The 18,493-nt window shown below is 61.0% G+C and carries 21 protein-coding genes; 10 read left to right on the forward strand and 11 right to left on the reverse strand.

Annotated elements, in window-relative coordinates:
- Positions 1-19: 19 nt before the first annotated feature.
- Positions 20-811: an inositol monophosphatase family protein gene (locus J7400_RS11865; protein WP_209063431.1), complete on the reverse strand. Its 792-nt coding sequence runs from the start codon at positions 809-811 to the stop codon at positions 20-22.
- 184 nt (positions 812-995) lie between these two features.
- Here J7400_RS11865 and J7400_RS11870 point away from each other — a divergent pair, with 184 nt between their 5' ends.
- The gene (locus J7400_RS11870; RefSeq protein WP_209063433.1) at positions 996-2,036 is read left to right on the forward strand and encodes an NADP-dependent oxidoreductase; all 1,041 of its coding nucleotides are present in this window, start codon (positions 996-998) and stop codon (positions 2,034-2,036) included.
- A gap of 220 nt (positions 2,037-2,256) precedes the next feature.
- On the opposite strand, the gene J7400_RS11875 is transcribed toward J7400_RS11870, so the two are convergent.
- The gene (locus J7400_RS11875) at positions 2,257-3,291 is read right to left on the reverse strand and encodes a Hint domain-containing protein (RefSeq protein ID WP_209063435.1); all 1,035 of its coding nucleotides are present in this window, start codon (positions 3,289-3,291) and stop codon (positions 2,257-2,259) included.
- Positions 3,292-3,458: 167 nt separating this feature from the next.
- Entirely contained in the window at positions 3,459-4,364 is a 906-nt protein-coding gene (locus tag J7400_RS11880; RefSeq protein ID WP_209063924.1) for a LysR family transcriptional regulator, read from the reverse strand.
- 98 nt (positions 4,365-4,462) lie between these two features.
- Between J7400_RS11880 and metF the strand changes: the two genes are divergently transcribed.
- The 3 genes from metF (at position 4,463) to dtd (ending at position 6,479) form a co-directional block, all read left to right on the forward strand.
- Entirely contained in the window at positions 4,463-5,329 is an 867-nt protein-coding gene (metF, locus tag J7400_RS11885) for a methylenetetrahydrofolate reductase [NAD(P)H] (RefSeq protein ID WP_209063437.1), read from the forward strand.
- A gap of 70 nt (positions 5,330-5,399) precedes the next feature.
- Positions 5,400-5,894, forward strand: coding sequence for a PaaI family thioesterase (locus J7400_RS11890; protein WP_209063439.1), 495 nt, complete (start codon positions 5,400-5,402; stop codon positions 5,892-5,894).
- 150 nt (positions 5,895-6,044) lie between these two features.
- Complete coding sequence (dtd, locus tag J7400_RS11895) at positions 6,045-6,479, forward strand: D-aminoacyl-tRNA deacylase (protein WP_209063441.1); 435 nt, start codon at positions 6,045-6,047, stop codon at positions 6,477-6,479.
- Positions 6,480-6,497: 18 nt separating this feature from the next.
- Here dtd and J7400_RS11900 read toward each other — a convergent pair whose 3' ends face one another.
- The 5 genes from J7400_RS11900 to dksA all read right to left on the reverse strand — a co-directional run bounded on the left by J7400_RS11900 (position 6,498) and on the right by dksA (position 10,827).
- A complete protein-coding gene (locus tag J7400_RS11900; RefSeq protein ID WP_247738770.1) occupies positions 6,498-6,872 on the reverse strand; it encodes a VOC family protein in 375 nt (124 codons plus the stop codon).
- Positions 6,873-6,934: 62 nt separating this feature from the next.
- Positions 6,935-7,462: an alkylphosphonate utilization protein gene (locus tag J7400_RS11905; RefSeq protein WP_209063444.1), complete on the reverse strand. Its 528-nt coding sequence runs from the start codon at positions 7,460-7,462 to the stop codon at positions 6,935-6,937.
- 57 nt (positions 7,463-7,519) lie between these two features.
- Positions 7,520-9,010, reverse strand: a complete 1,491-nt coding sequence (gene glpK / locus J7400_RS11910; RefSeq protein ID WP_209063446.1) for a glycerol kinase GlpK — start codon at positions 9,008-9,010, stop codon at positions 7,520-7,522.
- A gap of 140 nt (positions 9,011-9,150) precedes the next feature.
- Positions 9,151-10,332, reverse strand: a complete 1,182-nt coding sequence (locus J7400_RS11915; RefSeq protein ID WP_209063448.1) for an NAD(P)/FAD-dependent oxidoreductase — start codon at positions 10,330-10,332, stop codon at positions 9,151-9,153.
- A gap of 72 nt (positions 10,333-10,404) precedes the next feature.
- A complete protein-coding gene (dksA, locus tag J7400_RS11920) occupies positions 10,405-10,827 on the reverse strand; it encodes an RNA polymerase-binding protein DksA (RefSeq protein WP_209063450.1) in 423 nt (140 codons plus the stop codon).
- 184 nt (positions 10,828-11,011) lie between these two features.
- Here dksA and J7400_RS11925 point away from each other — a divergent pair, with 184 nt between their 5' ends.
- The 5 genes from J7400_RS11925 to J7400_RS11945 all read left to right on the forward strand — a co-directional run bounded on the left by J7400_RS11925 (position 11,012) and on the right by J7400_RS11945 (position 15,290).
- A complete protein-coding gene (locus tag J7400_RS11925) occupies positions 11,012-11,851 on the forward strand; it encodes a MoxR family ATPase (protein ID WP_209063453.1) in 840 nt (279 codons plus the stop codon).
- A 233-nt stretch (positions 11,852-12,084) separates the two neighbouring features.
- Positions 12,085-12,549, forward strand: coding sequence for a GNAT family N-acetyltransferase (locus J7400_RS11930; protein WP_209063455.1), 465 nt, complete (start codon positions 12,085-12,087; stop codon positions 12,547-12,549).
- On the forward strand, positions 12,549-13,925 hold the full coding sequence (locus J7400_RS11935; RefSeq protein ID WP_209063457.1) for a DUF2927 domain-containing protein: 1,377 nt from the start codon (positions 12,549-12,551) through the stop codon (positions 13,923-13,925). The genes J7400_RS11930 and J7400_RS11935 overlap by 1 nt, the downstream gene beginning before the upstream one ends.
- 6 nt (positions 13,926-13,931) lie before the next feature.
- The gene (locus tag J7400_RS11940) at positions 13,932-14,099 is read left to right on the forward strand and encodes a hypothetical protein (RefSeq protein WP_209063459.1); all 168 of its coding nucleotides are present in this window, start codon (positions 13,932-13,934) and stop codon (positions 14,097-14,099) included.
- A gap of 6 nt (positions 14,100-14,105) precedes the next feature.
- The gene (locus J7400_RS11945; RefSeq protein ID WP_209063461.1) at positions 14,106-15,290 is read left to right on the forward strand and encodes a VWA domain-containing protein; all 1,185 of its coding nucleotides are present in this window, start codon (positions 14,106-14,108) and stop codon (positions 15,288-15,290) included.
- A gap of 24 nt (positions 15,291-15,314) precedes the next feature.
- Here the strand turns inward: J7400_RS11945 and J7400_RS11950 are convergent, their stop codons facing one another.
- Positions 15,315-15,803, reverse strand: a complete 489-nt coding sequence (locus J7400_RS11950) for a GFA family protein (RefSeq protein WP_209063463.1) — start codon at positions 15,801-15,803, stop codon at positions 15,315-15,317.
- A gap of 107 nt (positions 15,804-15,910) precedes the next feature.
- Here J7400_RS11950 and J7400_RS11955 point away from each other — a divergent pair, with 107 nt between their 5' ends.
- Positions 15,911-16,603: a M48 family metallopeptidase gene (locus tag J7400_RS11955; RefSeq protein ID WP_209063928.1), complete on the forward strand. Its 693-nt coding sequence runs from the start codon at positions 15,911-15,913 to the stop codon at positions 16,601-16,603.
- A gap of 75 nt (positions 16,604-16,678) precedes the next feature.
- On the opposite strand, the gene J7400_RS11960 is transcribed toward J7400_RS11955, so the two are convergent.
- Positions 16,679-17,224, reverse strand: coding sequence for a PIN domain-containing protein (locus J7400_RS11960; protein ID WP_348540176.1), 546 nt, complete (start codon positions 17,222-17,224; stop codon positions 16,679-16,681).
- A gap of 24 nt (positions 17,225-17,248) precedes the next feature.
- Positions 17,249-18,469 (reverse strand): class I SAM-dependent rRNA methyltransferase, encoded by a 1,221-nt coding sequence (locus J7400_RS11965; protein ID WP_209063465.1) that lies wholly within the window; start codon positions 18,467-18,469, stop codon positions 17,249-17,251.
- Between the last annotated feature and the right edge of the window lie 24 nt (positions 18,470-18,493).

Raw genomic sequence — 18,493 nt, forward strand, 5'->3', positions numbered from 1 at the left:
GCAGCGTGCGTTGCGTGGATCAGTCCTTGCGGATGACCTTTGCAAACTGCGAGAAGATCGGCTCGTTGGCCACGATCACTTCGCCATCTTCGACCATATCGCCATCCGGGTTGACCGGCTCAACCAGCGCACCGGCTTCTTTGGCGATCAGCAGACCTGCGGCGACGTCCCATGGCTGCAGGCCACGTTCCCAGAAGCCCTCATAACGGCCAGCGGCCACATAGGCGAGGTCCAGAGAGGCGGCACCAAAGCGGCGCACACCTGCGGTGGCAGGCAGAAGGCGCGCCAGATCCTGCAGGGTTTCCGGCAGATCCGCACGGCCGCCAAACGGCAGGCCAGTGGCAAAGATCGATTCAATCATGCGGTGACGGCCGGACACACGCAGGCGCAGGCTGTCGTTCAGCCAGGCACCTTCGCCGCGCTCGGCATAAAACATCTCGTCTTTGGCGGCATCAAACACCACGCCTGCAACGATCTCGCCCTTGTGCTCCAGCGCGATGGAAATCGCCCAGTGCGGCAGGCCGTGCAGGAAGTTGGTGGTGCCGTCCAGCGGGTCCACGATCCAGCGACGGGTCGGATCTTTGCCCGCAATCTCGCCACCTTCCTCAGCGATCCAGCCATAGGTCGGACGCGCGCCAAGCAGCTCTTCTTTCAGGATTTTTTCGGCAGCGATGTCGGCGCGGCTGACAAAGTCCCCTGCCCCTTTCATCGACACCTGAAGGTTCTCAACCTCGCGGAAGTCTTTGACCAGTGACCGCCCCGCTTTGCGAGCGGCCTTCATCATGATGTTCAGATTTGCGCTGCCCGGCATGGCACGGCTCCTTTTGGCTCAGAGCGGGCGTATACGCCGCCAAACCCTTTTTGCCAAGGGCCAATGGGCGCATAGCAGCCCCTTTTGAAACGCCGCGTCACGAAAATCACCTGTCAGGGGCCATTGCTTGCAAGAGCGGGGCACTGGGCGCAAGCTGAAAGCAGAGCTTCGGAGGACACCCCAGATGACAGAGAAAATGCAACGCATGGTGCTGGCCAGCCGCCCGACCGGCGCGCCGCAGGACGAGAATTTTCGTTTGGAAACAGCGGATTTGCCGGAAATCGGCGACGGCGAAGTGCTGGTGCGCAGCCACTATATGTCGCTTGATCCCTATATGCGCGGCCGGATGGATGATGCCAAATCCTACGCGGATCCGGTGCCGATTGGCGGCACCATGGAAGGTGGTGCCGTGGGCGAGGTGATCGCCTCCAACCACCCCAACTTCAGTGTGGGTGATTTTGCCTTTGGCATGTTTGGCTGGGCCAGCCATGGTAAGGCAAAAGGCGAGGAAATGCAAAAGCTTAACCCCGATCTCGCCCCGATCACCACAGCGCTTGGCGTGATGGGCATGCCGGGCTTTACCGGCTGGTTTGGCCTGACGGAACACGGCAAACCCAAGGCCGGTGAAACGCTGGTTGTGGCAGCAGCAACCGGCCCTGTGGGCTCCATGGTTGGTCAAATCGCCAAACTGCACGGCCTGCGGGTGGTGGGCATCGCCGGTGGTGCGGCGAAATGTCAAACCGCAACAGAGACTTACGGCTTTGACGCCTGTCTGGACCACCACGCCTATGAGACCGCCCGGGACCTGCGCAACGCCCTCAAAGAGCACTGCCCGCAAGGCATTGATATCTATTTTGAAAACGTGGGTGGCAAGGTTCTGGATGCGGTGCTCCCGATGATGAACCGGGCCGGGCGCATTCCGCTGTGTGGCATGATCTCCTGGTACAACGCCGGTGGCCTTGGCGCGGATGCAGCGATGGAGGCTCTGACCGGCCCACGCCTGTGGCGCACCATTCTGGTTAGTCAGTTGTCCGTAAACGGTTTTATCATCTCAAACCACTACGACCGCTACGGCGATTTCCTGCGTGAGGTCGGCCCGCAACTGGCCGCAGGCAAGATCGCCTATCAGGAGGATATTGCCGAAGGGCTGGAAAATGCGCCTGCCGCATTCCGCTCCATGCTGACCGGCGGCAACAAGGGCAAACAGATCGTCAAACTGATCTGATCCGCCCCCAAAAACACGCGCGCTGTTGCGTAGCGGCGGTAATTGGTTAACGCCAAAAGCCGCCGTGTTGGAACGTCGGTATTGCGTCTGTATCGCGGTGGTATTGCGTAGGCGCGATTTTCAGCGCCGCAACATCTTAACCCTGCGTGCGTTGCGCGGGGTTTTTCATTTGATTTTCGATGCGTTTGGCTGCGGGTTCTGGCTTAGGTAGGCCGCCCGTTCAGGCCACCAGCAAGCGCGCTTCCTGCACCCGCAATGCAGGCCGCGCCTCGGCGCCGTAAGCCTGCAATCCCCCGTCCCGCAATTCCGGGAACAGGGCAAAGATCTCTTCCTGCACCGAACGCTCCAGAGCGTTCAGCCCCTGCGCCCCCGGCAGGAAGCTCTCGCTTGGCACGCCGCCGCCATAGACAATTTCATGACAGTCAAACATCAGATGGACATAGGTGATCTCTCCACCCTCGACCTGACAGATGGTGTCGCCATTGACCAGACTGATCGCAGGCACCAGCGCTTCGGCTTCGCCAAAGTGCATCTCCACGCGCCAGCCGCGCAGCATCATCCGGTGATGTGGTGAGACCATCAAAGGCACGTCATTGCCCAGCGCTCCGGCGGCAAAGCGCACCGGGGCGACCGCGCCTTGCGCGGCCACCGTGCGCTGACCAATCCAGCGCAACGGCTGAAAGCCGTGATCCAGCGTCAAAATCATATCGCCCGCTTGCAGCGTTTCGATCGCGCGCTCGCCCTGTTGGGTGACAATCGGCGTGCCTGCCGCGAAGCAGGGCACAAAATCCCATTCCTGACGGTTTGCCGCCAGCCCCCGCACGCGATCGGCCGCGAGACTGTCCAGCGAGATTGATTGGATCGGGCCTGCTTCCAGTGTGGCCTGATCCGTGTTGTTGGTCAGTTCCGGTGCGAGATAGCTGTTGCCGTCCACATCCTGAAACAACACCGCTGAATAAGTCGCCGTGCTGCCATCCAGATAGGTGATGGTGGCGTTATAGACCGCCACGCCGTCAAACTGCTGCGGCGCACCGCCGTCAATCCGGAAGCGGTCGTTTGGATTGTTGTTCATCGCGTAGAACGCGCCAACGCCGCCGGTGGCAGAGACTTCGACAAAATTGTTTAGCAAAGCCGCACCGGGGCCGCCAAAGGTCAGCCCCACCAGAGCGGAGGCGTTTTCGGCAAAGGAATTGCCTTCGAACGTATCAATCTCGGCCAGCTGGCCAATCGAGAGCGCATTAAAGGTGGTCGACATACTTACACATGAGGGCCGAACCAAGATCCAATCAGCTGCCAGGCAACATGACCAATCTATGATCTCAGAGCCCCCTCCCAGTCACAGATGAACGTAGTGCGCGCTTCTTTGATCTCCCTTAAGCGATTCTTAAAGGGGAAAATCTTAGATGTATTATCAACTCTTTTTTAAGTCTCTTGCAACCTGCGGGCCTCTTTGCCCGCCATTTGGATCAGGTCCTGCATATAGGGCTTGCTCAAATCCTCAACACGGGTGGCGGCAAAAAGCTGGCGTGTGAGCCCTTCGGCGGTCAGCGGGCGGGTCACATAATCAGAGGAGTATTTGACCTCACGCACCACCCAGTCAGGCAGCACAGAGACACCGCGGTTTGAGGCGACCAGCAGCAGGATCACGGCGGTCAGCTCCGCCTGACGCACGGCACCGGGCTCCACCTTCGCCGGGATCAGGAGCTGCGAGAACACATCCAGACGGGAGCGCTCCACCGGATAGGTGATGAGCGTTTCCCCGCGGAAATCAGTGGCCTCCACATAGTCTTTCTGAGCCAACGGATGCTGGGAGGACGCGACAAAGACCGGCGCATAATCAAACAGGTGGCTGAAGGAGACGCCGGGCAGGTTTTCCGGATCAGAGCTCACCACCAAATCCACCTCTTCTTTCTGCAGCGCAGGCATGGCGTCAAAGGCCAATCCGGGGCGAATGTCCACATCCACATCCGGCCAGTTCTTGCGGAATTGCTCCAGCACAGGGAAGAGCCATTCAAAACAGGCGTGGCATTCAATGGCGATGTGCAGCCTTCCGGAGCTGCCGTCGCGCAAACCGTTAAATTCCGCCTCAAGTTTTTCCACCTCCGGCAGAACCTGATTGGCCAGCCGCAACAGCCGCAGGCCCGCGGCGGAGAGCTTCATCGGTTTGGAGCGGCGCACAAAGAGCTCTACGCCAGCTTGCTCCTCCAAGCCTTTGATTTGGTGAGACAATGCCGACTGCGTGATATTGAGCTGATCTGCCGCGCGCGCCAATCCGCCACATTCATGGATCGCCCGCACGGTGCGCAGGTGACGGAATTCAATGTGCATCTTCATATGAAGCTCATGACCTTCTTGAGTATTATGAATTTGCGTAATGATCGCACGCATGGGACATGAGGACAACAGCAAGTTACAGGATGCCCGTTATGACCACGCCTCAAGTTTCTTTTGAATTCTTCCCGCCGCAGTCTTTGGAAGCTTCCTTTCGCCTGTGGGACACGGTGCAGACATTGGCACCGCTCGATCCGCGGTTTGTCTCTGTCACCTATGGCGCCGGTGGCACCACGCGGGACCTGACACGGGACGCTGTGGCGACGCTGCACAAATCCTCCGGACTGAATGTGGCGGCGCATCTGACCTGTGTGGAGGCCTCAAAGGCCGAGACCCTGCGCATTGCCGAAGAGTTTGCTGCCGTAGGGGTGCGCGAGATTGTGGCGCTGCGCGGGGATCCCGCCAAAGGCAGCGCGGGCTTTACGCCGCATCCGCAAGGCTTCGCTTCCTCTGTGGAGCTGATTGAAGCGCTGGCCGCCACCGGCAAGTTCACCATCCGTGTAGGCGCCTATCCTGAGAGCCACCCGGAGGCCGCCGATATGGCCGCCAATGTAGAGTGGCTCAAGCGCAAGATTGATGCGGGGGCCAGTGAGGCGATCACCCAGTTCTTCTTTGAAAGCGAGACCTTCCTGCGGTTCCGCGATGCCTGTGTGAAAGCCGGTATTGACGCGCCGATCCTGCCCGGTGTGCTGCCGATTGAAAACTGGAAAGGCGTGCAGAAATTTGCCGCGCGCTGCGGCACCTCGGTGCCCACATGGCTGGCCAATGCTTTTGAGAAGGCGGTGCGCGATGACCGCGAGGATCTGCTGGCCACGGCGGTCTGCACCGAGATGTGCTCTGAGCTGTTGGATGAGGGTGTGGATGCGCTGCATTTTTACACGCTAAACCGGCCCGAGTTGACCCGCGATGTGTGTCATGCGCTTGGCGTGGTGCCGGAAGTGAAGCTGCAAAACGTCGCGTAACCCGCGCCCCTGCGCTCTTGCGCCAAGCACCCGCTTGCGGCCTTCTTTGAGTAACACAGAGGAGGCCCCAATGCCGGAACATCGCTACGCCCAGTCGCTTGAAGAGATGGCCAATTTTGACGACATCCTGTCGATGAGCGGGCTGGAGTTTATGCAGGCGATCATCGACGGCGATCTGCCCGGTGCGCCGATTGGCAAGACCATGGGGTTTCTGCCGACACATGCGGAACATGGCAGCGTGACCTTTGAAGGCGCGCCGGAGTTTGGCGTGCTCAACCCGATCCGCACGGTGCATGGCGGCTGGTACGGTACGGTTCTGGACAGCTGCATGGCCTGCGCGGTGCAGAGCACGCTGGCGGTGGGGCAGATCTACACAACGCTGGAATATAAGATCAACATTCTGCGTTCGATCCCTGTGGGCATGAAAGTGCGCGCGGTGGGCAAGGTACAGCATGTGGGGCGCTCTACCGGGATTGCCAACGGCGAGATCCGCGGCATTGAGGACGGCAAGCTCTATGCCACCGGCTCCACCACCTGCATCGTGATGGCGGGACCCAAGCGCTAGCGGCGGCGCGGCGCGGGAGGGCGCTGCCCTCGTCACATCAATGATGTGACTTCACCCGGGATATTTTACGAATGAGAAGCGCGGCTTGCAGCGCCCTGCCCGCTGGCGCATTTTGCGCGGGGAAACAATAGGGCCACAAAGGGGCAGAACATGCGGGCAGTGATACAGCGGGTAAGCGAGGCGCAGGTGCGCGTGGACGGAGAAGTCATCGGAGCCTGTGGTGCAGGCGTGATGGTGCTGGTCTGTGCGATGCAGGGCGACACCGAGGCGCAGGTGGTCAAGCTGGCGGGCAAAGTGGCGAAATGCCGGATCTTTCAGGATGAGGCCGGCAAGATGAACAAATCCGTGGTGGATATTGGCGGCAGCGCGTTGGTGGTGAGCCAGTTCACCCTGTCTGCAGACACGCGCAGCGGCAACCGGCCCGGATTTTCCACAGCCGCCGCGCCTGAGGAGGGCAATCGGCTTTATGAGCTCTTTGCCAAGGAGTTGCGCCAATATGTGCCGGTTGAGACCGGGCGGTTTGGCGCGGATATGAAGGTCTCTCTGATCAACGATGGGCCGGTGACCATTCCGATGGAGATCTGAACGCCCTTAATCGAGCATTCACGCCGGGCACCAGACCGCCATGGCGGTGCCGCCCGGTTCGCGGAACTCAAACCGTTTGCCACCGGGGAACTCAAAAATCTCTTTGGTGATCTCCGCACCTGCCTCGGAAATCTGCTGATAAGCGGCCTGAAGATCTGCGGTTTTGAGTACAATCAAAGGGGCTTGAGGGCCGCTGCGTTCAATCCCGCCGCCGAGGCCTGCGTTTTGAATGTCGCGGTAATCCGGGCCGTATTCCACAAAGCTCCAGTCGAAGGCTTTGGCAAAGAAGTCTTCGGTGGCCTCCAGCTCTGCGCTGTAAAATTCGACGTAGTCCAGTTTCAGATTGAGGGGCATCCCGGGGTCCTTTTCATAGGGCACATCCTCAATGTTCATGTTTTGTCCAGATCCGTCAAGGGCGGAGTTGCGGCGACAGGCGCGCCCTGCCCCGCCTGCCCTCAGCTCTTTTTAACGAATTTTGTCAGGATCACGATGCGTTGGCTTTCGACGCGGCCTTCGATGTGCTCGGCGTTGTCGGCCACGAGTGAGATATTGCGCACGGCGGTGCCGCGTTTGGCGGTGAAGCCTGCGCCTTTGACCGGCAGATCCTTGATCAGCACCACCGTGTCTCCGGCGGCCAGCACTGTGCCGTTGCTGTCGCGGTGAATGACCGTGTCCTCGCCCTCAGCGGCAAGACCGGCCTCTGCCCAGGCCTGCACCTCGGGCGCGAGATAGGCGATGTCCAGCAGATCGCGGGCCCACGGGGCTTCGGTGAGGCCGTTGAGCAGACGCCACGCCAGCACCTGCACTGCCGGGGTCTCGCTCCAGATGGCGTCATGCAGGCATTGCCAATGCGGCGCGTCTTTGGGGCCATTGGCGACGCCCTCCGCGCAGGTGGCGCAGAGGGTGACGGTGGTGTCTTCCGGCGCAACAGCGATGGGCGCGAGGGTTTCGGAGGCTCCGCAGAGCACACAGGTTTCTGACATTTGGGGCCTCCTGACAGGACACAGGCGGGGCTGTGTGGATCGGTGTGTGAGGCCCGCTCAATCGGTCATCGACAGGGTGGCGTCAATCGCTTTCTTCCAGCCTGCATAACGCCCGTCGCGCCAGGCTGCGTCTTTGGCCGGGGTGAATTCGCGCTCTTTCTCCCAAGTGGCGGCAAAGCCTTCCATATCGGGGTAGACGCCGACCTGCATGCCCGCGAGCCAGGCCACGCCTTTGGCGGTGCTTTCGGCCACCACGGGGCGGTCCACCGGCGCGCCCAGCACGTCAGAGAGGAACTGCATGGTCCAGTCCGAGGCGGTCATGCCGCCATCAACGCGCAGCACGGTGTCGCCCGCGAAGTCAAAATCCGCCTGCATGGCTTCGAGCAGATCACGGGTTTGGAAGCCCACGCTTTCCAAGGCGGCGCGGGAGAACTCGGCAGGGCCGGAGCCGCGGGTGAGACCAAAGACCGCGCCGCGGGCCTGTGGGCTCCAATAGGGCGCGCCAAGGCCGGTGAAGGCGGGCACCATGATCAGCTCCTGCCCCGGATCAGCCGCTTCGGCCAGACCGGAGGTGGCGGCGGCATCCTCGATGATGCCCAACCCGTCGCGCAACCATTGCACCACCGCACCGGCGATGAAGATCGCGCCTTCGAGCGCATAGGTGGGCTTGCCGTCGAGCTGATAGGCCACGGTGGTGAGCAGGCGGTTTTGCGAGGTCACTGGCGTGTCGCCAGTGTTCAGCAGAGCAAAACAGCCGGTGCCATAGGTCGATTTCAGCATGCCCGGTGCAAAACAGGCCTGCCCGATGGTGGCGGCTTGCTGGTCTCCTGCCACGCCACGAATGGGGATGGGCGCGCCAAAGATCTCGGCATCGGTGTCGCCAAAATCGGCGGCGCAGTCTTTGACCTCTGGCAGCATCGACATGGGGATGCCGAGAATCTCACAGATCTCCGCGCTCCAAGCGCCCTGATGGATGTCGTAGATCAGGGTGCGGGCGGCGTTGGTGGCGTCTGTCGCATGGACCTTGCCGCCGGTGAGCTTCCAGATCAGGTAGCTGTCCACGGTGCCAAAGAGCAGATCGCCCGCCTCTGCAGCCGCGCGCGCGCCTTCGACGGTGTCCAGAATCCATTTGATCTTGGTGCCGGAGAAATAGGGATCAAGCAGCAGGCCGGTGGTGCGCTGCACCAAATCGGCGTGGCCTGCGGCTTTCAGCTCGTCACAGATGGCAGCGGTGCGGCGGTCCTGCCAGACGATGGCGTTATAGACCGCTTCGCCGGTGTTTTTGTTCCACACAAGGGTGGTTTCGCGCTGGTTGGTGATGCCGATGGCGGCCACATCTGCGGCGTTGAGGCCCGCAGAACTGAGCGCTTCTTTGCAGGTGCTGAGCGTGGTGGTCCAGATGTCGGACGGATCATGCTCCACCCAGCCCGATTGCGGGAAATGCTGGGTGAATTCCACCTGCGCGCTCGCGCCAGGGCGAATGTCGCCGTCAAAGACGATCGCGCGGCTGGATGTGGTGCCCTGATCAATGGCGAGAATATGTGTCATGACGGCCTCCCTGCTGGTCTTGGCGGGCACATTAGGCCGCGCATTCTGTCCCCGCAATCAGCAAGATAACCCGCGCCGCGTCAACCTACTATTTTTTTCGTAGATAGATGCGGCAGATCAGGTGGGAAGGCTCAGCAGCGCTAGCCCTTGGTCACATCATGGCTGTAGATCCAGTCAAACTGTCCCATCAGCTTTTGCGGCGCAAAACGGGTCGCCATGCGCATACCCATATGAGCCGCCATCCGCAACGGTCGGTTGGCGAGGTGGTATTTCCACGCATTGCCGCTGGCGGTGTCCACAATCCGTTTCACCCGCGCTTCGCGGCGAACCTGATAGGCGGCGAGCGCCTCGGGAATGGTGTCGGCTTTCTGGATGGCGTCACCCAGCACCCAGGCATCTTCCATCGCCATCACCGCGCCCTGCGCCATGAAGGGCAACGTTGGGTGGGCCGCATCCCCCAGAAGGGCGCAATTGTCCTGATGCCAGCGGGGCGCAACCGGGTGACGGAACAGGCCCCAGCGGCCAACCTCTTTTACTTCAGCCATGATCCGCGGCACATCTCCGCCAAAATCGGCAAATGCGCTGCGCAGATTGTCAGGCGCATCCACATGGTGCCAGCCCTCCTCGGCCCAGCCCATCTGTTCCTGCACCGCCACCAGATTGACCATGGTGCCGCCGCGCAGCGGATAGCTGACCACATGCCGATGTGGGCCCATGTGGACCTGCACCAGATTGCCATGTCCCATGGTGTTGGGCACCGTGGCGCGCCAGGCGACCTGTCGGGTGAAGAAGGGTGCGATTGTGCCGTTGATCACGCCGCGCAGCCGCGAATGCAGCCCGTCGCCGCCAACAGCAAGATCCGCGCGCATTTCAGAGCCATTGGCCATCACCACACGGGCGCGCTCTCCGTTTGCACCGGGATGCACCGTGTCGACCTTTTGCAGCAGCAGCACCTTCACGCCTGCCGCCCGCACCGCCTGTGCCAGCAGATCAATCAGATCGGCGCGGTGGACAAAATGATAGGGAGAGCCTGCTTTGATCAGAGACAGATCAAGATTGGCAACCAGACGACCGGCGGCGTAATCCCGCAGCTCCACCGCCTGTGCCTGCACGGCGCGCGCCTCAAGATGTTTGTCCAACCCCAAGCCGCGAAGCACCGCCAGACCATTGGGGCTGACCTGCAGACCGGCACCGACCTCTTTGATCGCCTCGGCCTGCTCCAGCACGCATACGCGGGCGCCAAGCTGACGCAACACCAGAGCCGCCGTCAGCCCGCCAATCCCGGCGCCAATGACGCAAACTTTCTGTTCACTCAAATTCATTGCGGCCGTATCTACAAAAAAACGCCGGGGCAAAAGCCCCGACGTGCTGTTTTTTTCCGCAATTCAAAAAAATCAGTCGTCGCGGTGTACTTTTTCGCGGCGCTCGTGCCGTTCTTGCGCCTCAAGGCTCATGGTCGCAATCGGACGGGCATCCAGACGGCGCAGGGAAATCGGCTCGCCGGTCACTTCGCAGTAGCCGTATTCGCCTTCATCAATGCGGCGCAGGGCGCTGTCGATTTTCAGAACAAGTTTGCGCTGGCGGTCCCGGGTGCGCAATTCCAAGGCGCGGTCGGTTTCTTCGCTTGCGCGGTCAGCAACATCAGGAATGTTGCGTGTGCTGTCTTGCAGGCCCTCAATGGTGTCGCGGCTGCCGGCCAGAAGCTCTTCTTTCCAGTTCAGCAATTTACGACGGAAGTACTCAGTCTGCCGGTCATTCATGAACGGCTCATCCTCTGCGGGACGATAGTCATCCGGCAGGAAAGTTTCTGCTTTCATTTGTGCTCCCTTACCGTGGTCAACGTCCGTGGTGCTATTCAAGTCAGACATGCCACCCCCTTCTCTAATGCCTGCAAATACTCCCTTGGAGCGGGAATGTCACTACCTCATAATGGCACATTGCGGACAAAATATGTTCACGATAGGGTGCGGCGAAAAATTGGCGAACGGGCGGAGAAATTTTATGCAGTTTTCAGGCACCAAAGACTATGTGGCCACCGACGATCTGACTGTGGCGGTAAATGCCGCGGTCGCGCTCGAGCGCCCTTTGCTCGTTAAGGGTGAGCCAGGCACCGGCAAGACCGAACTGGCGCTGCAGGTGGCCCGTGGACTGGGTCTGAAAATGATCGAGTGGAACGTGAAATCCACCACCAAGGCGCAGCAGGGTCTCTACGAATATGACGCCGTGTCCCGCCTGCGCGACAGTCAACTTGGAGATGAGCGCGTGCATGACATCTCCAACTACATCAAGCGCGGCAAACTCTGGGAAGCCTTTGAGAGCGATGAGAAAGTCGTGCTGTTGATTGATGAGATCGACAAAGCCGACATCGAATTCCCCAACGATCTGCTGCAGGAACTCGATAAGATGGCGTTCCACGTCTATGAGACCGGGGAAACCGTCACCGCCAAGCACCGCCCGATCATCATCATCACCTCCAACAACGAAAAAGAGCTGCCTGACGCCTTCCTGCGCCGCTGCTTTTTCCACTACATCCGCTTCCCGGACGTGGAGACCCTGAAAAAGATCGTCGAAGTGCACCATCCGGGCATCAAAGAGTCCCTGCTGACCACCGCGCTGACACAGTTTTTTGAAATCCGCGAAACCGCCGGATTGAAGAAAAAACCCTCTACATCCGAGGTGATTGACTGGCTGAAGCTGCTGCTGGCGGAAGATCTTTCTCCGGAAGACCTCAAGCGCGATGGTGCAAACGCCCTGCCCAAGCTGCATGGCGCGCTTTTGAAAAACGAACAGGATGTGCATTTGTTTGAGCGTCTGGCCTTTATGGCGCGCTCCGGACGGTAAGCACCTGCCCCTCGGCACATTGCCGTTGGCATATGCACGCTGCAAAGCGCGCGAACGACAAAAAACGCGCCTGAGAGCCACAACCTCAGGCGCAAGACCTCAAAAATTTCGGCTTGGCCCAGAATTTCACGTCCCTTGTCCCTATTCTTGCCGTAGTCTGAGCAGACCACTTGTCCAAACCGCGCCACCGGCGCAGACCACAAGGTGCGGACCACAAGGAGCAAACGAGGCCCATGACCACTGCCCCCACGACCGATGATGTGCGCATTCGCCCGCTTGAGCGCTCAGATCACGACGACTGGCGCAGGCTCTGGACCGCCTATCTCACGTTTTATGAAAGCTCCGTGGCGGAAGAGGTCTATGTCTCGACCTTCGCGCGGCTGCTGGGGGACGACCCGCAGGATTTCTCCTGTCTGGTGGCCGAGAAAGGCGGCGTTCTGGTCGGCCTCACCCATTATCTGTTTCATCGGCACGCATGGCGCGTCGAAAATGTCTGCTATTTGCAGGACCTCTATGCCGACCCAGAGGTGCGTGGCACCGGTGTCGGGCGCAAATTGATTGAAGCGGTTTATGCCGCTGCAGATGCAAAAGACGCGCCCGCAGTGTATTGGTTGACCCAAGAGTTTAACACAACGGCCCGCCAGCTTTATGATCGCATTGGCAAGGTCACCCCGTTTATTAAGTATCAAAGGCCCTGATGTTTCGATTTTTGCTTCCTGTCGCCTCGGTTTTGGGCGCCCTGGCTTTGGGGGCCTGCGCGCCGATTGGCGAGAGCGGCACCTCCACCCGCGCTGCGGTGGCAGACACCACCCTGCCCCCGGTCAAAGGCTTTGCCACCCCACGCCCACAGCCGCCGGCACGCTCCAACCGCGATATTGCGCGGGACTTTCTGGATCTGACCTTTGAGCTTGAGAGCGGGCGCAATCTGGACCGTCTGACCCGGTTTGAAGGGCCGATCACCGTGCGTGTCACCGGCGCGCCACCGCCCGGGATGATGACCGATCTGCGCGCACTGCTGTCGCGCCTGCGCAATGAGGCCCGCATCGACATCAGCCTGACCAGCGCGCCCTCCGCCAATATCACCATTCAGGCCGTATCCCGCCGCGACATTCGCAAAGCGCTGCCTCAGGCAGCCTGCTTTGTGGTCCCCAATATCTCCTCGCTCAACCAGTACCGCTCTGCCCGCCGCACCGGCGCGGCCAATTGGGCGCTGCTGGAGAAACGCGAGAAAATCGCCATCTTCTTGCCCAATGACACCAGCCCGCAGGAAACCCGCGACTGCCTGCATGAAGAGCTGGCACAGGCGCTTGGGCCGCTCAATGATCTCTACCGCCTGCCCGACAGTGTCTTTAACGACGACAATATCCACGCGGTTCTGACCGGCTTTGACATGACCATCCTGCGGGCGTTTTATGACCCCACACTGGTCAATGGCATGAGCCGCAATCAGGTGGCCAACCGCCTGCCTGCGATCCTGACACGGATCAACCCGCGCGGCGATCAGCTTTCCTCCAATCCCCTGCCCGCCACACCGCGCAGCTGGATTGACGCGGTGCAAACCGCGCTTGGGCCGGGCACCACACCGGCGGGACGCCGCGTTGCCGCGCGTCAGGCGCTGGCGATTGCGCAGGCTGAGGGCTGGCGTGATCACCGGCTGGGCTTTTCCCACTACGCGCTGGGGCGCCTGCTGCAATCCCAAGACATCAGCGCCGCGCTGACACAGTTCCGCGCCGCAGACCGCGCTTATCGCAGCACCGAAGGGTTCGGGCCGCACCGCGCCTTTGTCGCCACCCAGCTGTCGGCCTATGCCATCAGCGCAGGCCAGAGCCGCGAAGCGCTCAACATCATCGGCCCGCAGCTCACCCCGGCGGCGCAATATGAAAACGCGGCCCTGCTGTCCACGCTGATGCTGCTTCAGGCCGAAGCGCTGGACCTTGAGGGCCAGTTCAACGATGCGGCCAGCCTGCGTCTGGACAGTCTGGGTTGGGCACGCTACGGCTTTGGTCCGGACTGGGCGGTGCGCGCAAAACTGCGCGAGATCGCGACGCTCAGCCCGATCAGAGGGGGATCATAAGACCATATGTTCGTGATTATCGGAGCGCTTCTGGGCGCAATTCTGGGCGGCACGATCGCCAAAAGACGTGGCGGCAAACGGCTGGATATCTTGCAATATGTCGGTGTCTACGCAATGATTTTTGCTATGCTTGGGCTGTTCGTCACTTTAATCATTCACCGTATGGCGCTGTAAAACCTCATGTTTCTACCCTTCTTTGAAAACCTGCGTGCGGCCCGTGTGCCGGTCTCTTTGCGCGAATTTCTGGGCTTTCTGGAAGGGCTGCGCGCGGGGCTTGCCACCTATGATGTGGAGAGCTTTTACTACCTCGCCCGCACGGTGATGGTGAAAGACGAGCGCAACATCGACAAGTTTGACCGCGCTTTTGCCATGACCTTTGACGGGCTGGCAGAGATTTCCGCGCAGGATGTGCTGGAGGCCGTGGACATTCCCGAGGAATGGCTGCGCAAGATGGCCGAGAAACATCTGAGCGCCGAAGAAATGGCCGAGATAGAGGCCATGGGCGGCTTTGACAAGCTGATGGAGACCCTGCAGGAGCGCCTGAAAGAACAGGAAGGCCGCCATCAGGGGGGCAACAAATGGATCGGCACCGCGGGCACCAGCCCGTTTGGCGCCTATGGTTACAACCCCGAAGGCGTGCGCATCGGCCAGAAAGAAAGCCGCCATCGCCGCGCGGTAAAAGTCTGGGACAAGCGCGAGTTCCGCAATTTTGACGACACGGTGGAGCTCGGCACCCGCAACATCAAGGTGGCGCTCAAACGCTTGCGCCGCTGGGCGCGTGAGGGTGCGGCCGATGAGCTGGACCTCAACGGCACCATCCGCGCCACAGCCGAACATGGCTATCTGGACGTAAAAACCCGCCCTGAGCGGCATAACGCTGTGAAAGTGTTGCTGTTTCTGGATGTGGGCGGCTCGATGGATCCGCATATCAAAGTGGTGGAAGAGCTGTTCTCCGCCGCGCGGGCAGAGTTCAAACATCTGGAATATTACTACTTCCACAACTGTCTTTATGAAGGCGTGTGGCGCAACAACCAGCGCCGCTGGAACGACCAGACCCCCACCCATGAGGTGCTGCGCACCTATGGGCCGGACTACAAATGCATCTTTGTTGGGGACGCCTCCATGTCCCCTTACGAGATCGCCTATGCCGGTGGGGCCAATGAACATTGGAACCAGGAAGCCGGTCAGGTCTGGCTGGAGCGGGCGCGTGATCAGTGGCGCGACAACCTCTGGATCAATCCGGTGCCTGAAAGCCATTGGCAATACACCCATTCCATCGGCATGATCCGCGAAATCTTTGAAGACCGCATGGTGCCCATGACCCTTGAGGGGCTGGAGCGCGGCATGCGGGAGCTGACGCGCTAACCCCCTACCCTTCAGCCTGCCCCCTCAAGCGGCAGAGAGCGCCCGCCCCGGCAAGGCCAGCACCTTGGTGACAGAGGGGGTCAGCCCAACATAGGCCGCCAAAGCGCCCTCATATTTGGGGGCCGCGTCAGAGAGATCCTGCACCCGCGTGTCATAGTAGATGTCACAGGCCACCTCAGGCAGCGCGATAGACGCCCCTGCACCACTTGAAGCATCAGGCAAAGTCGCAGCGGGCACAATGCTCACGCCGCCAAACAGATGCGCGACCACCGGTGCCTCACAGGACCTGCATACCCCCCGCACCAGTGGCGAAGGCGATTTTGTGCGGATCCACTTAAGCTTGGCCGGATCGAGAGGCTTCACCTGCCCCCGGCGAAACATCAGCGCATCGGCATAGGCCGCGCGGTAAACCGACTGGCATTTGCTGCAATGGCAGCGAAAGCGCACACGTGGGGCAACGCGGATGGAAACCCCGGCCGCGCCACACCCACAACTTGTCTTAATCTCTTGCATGACGCCACCCTAAGCGCGCCGCGCTTTCCCCGTCAACGCCACATCCGGATGACGTAAGGGGCGCTTTGCCGCTTGCGCCACTGCCCTCTGCGCCCCATATCTTCTGCATGATCAAATTCATGCCCATCCTGCTGGCCCTGATCATGGGTCTTGTGTCCTTCAAATTCTCCGCATGGCGCACCGCCAAGGAGCTCAAGGCGCGCTCCACGGAACTGGCCGACCCGCGTCTGACGCCCCTGATCAAGGATATGGCCAAGGCGCTCGATCTGCCGCGCATCCGTGTACACATCTACGAAATCGAGCCGGTGAATGGCCTTGCCGCGCCGGATGGCAAAATCTACCTCACCCGAGGCTTTTATGAACGCTACCGTCAGGGCGCAGTCAGCGCGGAGGAGATGGCCAGCGTGATCGCCCATGAGCTGGGCCATGTGGCGCTTGGCCATTCGCGCCGCCGCATGATCGACTTCTCAGGTCAGAACGCCCTGCGCACGGCGCTCGCCATGGTGCTCAACCGCTTTCTGCCCGGGCTGGGCGCGGTGATCTCCGGCGCAGCGCTGTCGCTGCTGATGGCACGCCTGTCCCGCTCTGATGAGTTTGAGGCCGATGCCTATGCCGCTGCCCTGCTGGTGAAATCCGGCATTGGCACCGCCCCGCAGAAGGCGCTGTTTGAAAAACTCAGCCATCTGACCGGCGCGCGCGGTGCCAGTGTGCCCGCCTGGCTGCTGAGCCACCCAAAGACCGAAGAGCGCATCAAGGCCATCGAGAAGCTTGAAACCGACTGGGGTCTTACAAAGGCCTGAGCGCGCTTCTCATTCTGCAAATATCCCGGGTGAAGTCACAACTCCGTTGTGACGAGGGCAGCGCCCTTGCCTGCCCTAAAGGCTCACCGCTTTCGCCAATTTGGGCAACCGCGCTTTCTTCAAAAGCCCGCGCATTTCCCACGCCTCCCCGCTGAGCCGCTCGGCCTGTTGCCGCACGGTTTCACAGACCTGCGCCACGCCGTCGGGATCGTCCTCCCAGCACTTGCGCAACAGCTCATCCGGCCCGAGACGCGCGACGCCTTCCTCGGCCAGAATATGGCGCGGGAAGTCTTTCACGTTCATCGTGACAATCGCATCTGCAGAGCCTGCGATTGCTGCGGCCAGCACATGGGTGTCGTTTTCATCAGGCAGAGAGAGACGGTCCTGCAAACCTTGGGGCCATGTGACCTCTGCCTTGGGCCAGTCGGCGCGGATCAGGGCAATCTCGCTGCGCGCCTGCGCTTCGCCGGTGGGGCCGATCTTGCGCGCCGCGCGCGCCCATTCTTCCAGAATGCGGGCAGACCATTGCGGCTCAAACGCACCGGTTTTGGCCACACCAAGCAGCACCTCGCGCATCGCCGTGGGGTACAGCACACAGGCGTCAAGCAAGAGCCGCTTCACAGTATGATCCTCACTGCGCGCGCCTCACAGGCGGAAGATCAGGGATTTGAGATAACCGCTTTCCGCAAGCTGCGGCATCAGCGGGTGGTCCGGCCCGGCAAAGCCAGTGTGCAACAGCTGTGCCTGACGCCCTGCCCGGCCAATCCCGCGCAAGCTCGCGCCACGGAAGCGCGCCACATCGGCGGCATGGGAGCAGGAACAGAGGCCCAGATAGCCGCCTTCTGCCACCAGAGGCGCGGCCAGTCGCGCCACACGTTCATAGGCCCGCAAACCTTTCTCAAGCGCAGGTTTAGAGGGCGCAAAGGCCGGTGGGTCACAGATCACCACATCAAACTGCGCGCCTTCTTCTGCCAAGGCTGTCAGCACTTCAAAGGCATCGCCCTTGCGGGTGGAGAAACGCTCCGCCACGCCCGCAGCCGCGGCTCCGGCCTGCGCCAGCTCCAATGCCGCGGCAGAGCCATCCACCGCCATGGCCTCAGAAGCTCCGCCCGCAAGCGCGGCCAATGAGAAGCCCCCGACGTGGGAAAACACATCCAGCACTTTTGCATCTTTGCAAAGCCCGGCGACAAATCCGTGGTTGGGACGTTGATCGTAGAAAAGCCCGGTTTTCTGACCGCCGGTCAGATCCGCCATATAAGTGGCGCCGTTCATCACCACCGGCACCGGTGCCGCAGGGGCGGTGCCCAGCATCACGGCGCTGTGCTCTTCCAGCCCCTCAAGGCTGCGCGCACGACCGGAGCCGTTCATCAGGATGGTGCTGACACCGGTAACCTTGGCCAAGGCCGCGACCATCATGTCCAGACGCGCATCCGCCCAGGCGGCATTGGGCTGGATCACGGCGGTGTCGCCAAAGCGGTCCACCACCACACCGGGCAGCCCGTCCGCCTCGGCATGGATCAAACGGTAATAAGGCGTGTCGTAAAGCCGTTCCCGCATCGCCAGCGCATAGGCAAATTTGGCCTCAAACCACGCCTGATCCACCACGGTTGTGACATCACGATCCAACATCCGGCAGAAGATCTTGCTCTGGCTGTTGGTGGCGACCAGCCCGATGGGCGCGCGGGTGTCGTCTTCCAGAATGGCCAGGGTACCGGGCGTGAGCGCTTTGGTGCGCCGGTCGGTCACCAGCTCATTGTCATAGACCCAGGGAAAGCCATGGCGGATTGCGCGCGCATTGGCTTTGGGCTTGAGGCGGACAACCGGCAGATCACCGGTGGCGGAAACAGAAGAGGACGGCATAGACATGCCGCCCTCCTACTGTGTTCTGTG

The sequence above is a fragment of the Shimia sp. R9_2 genome (genome assembly GCF_017743735.1).
Taxonomy (GTDB): domain Bacteria; phylum Pseudomonadota; class Alphaproteobacteria; order Rhodobacterales; family Rhodobacteraceae; genus Shimia.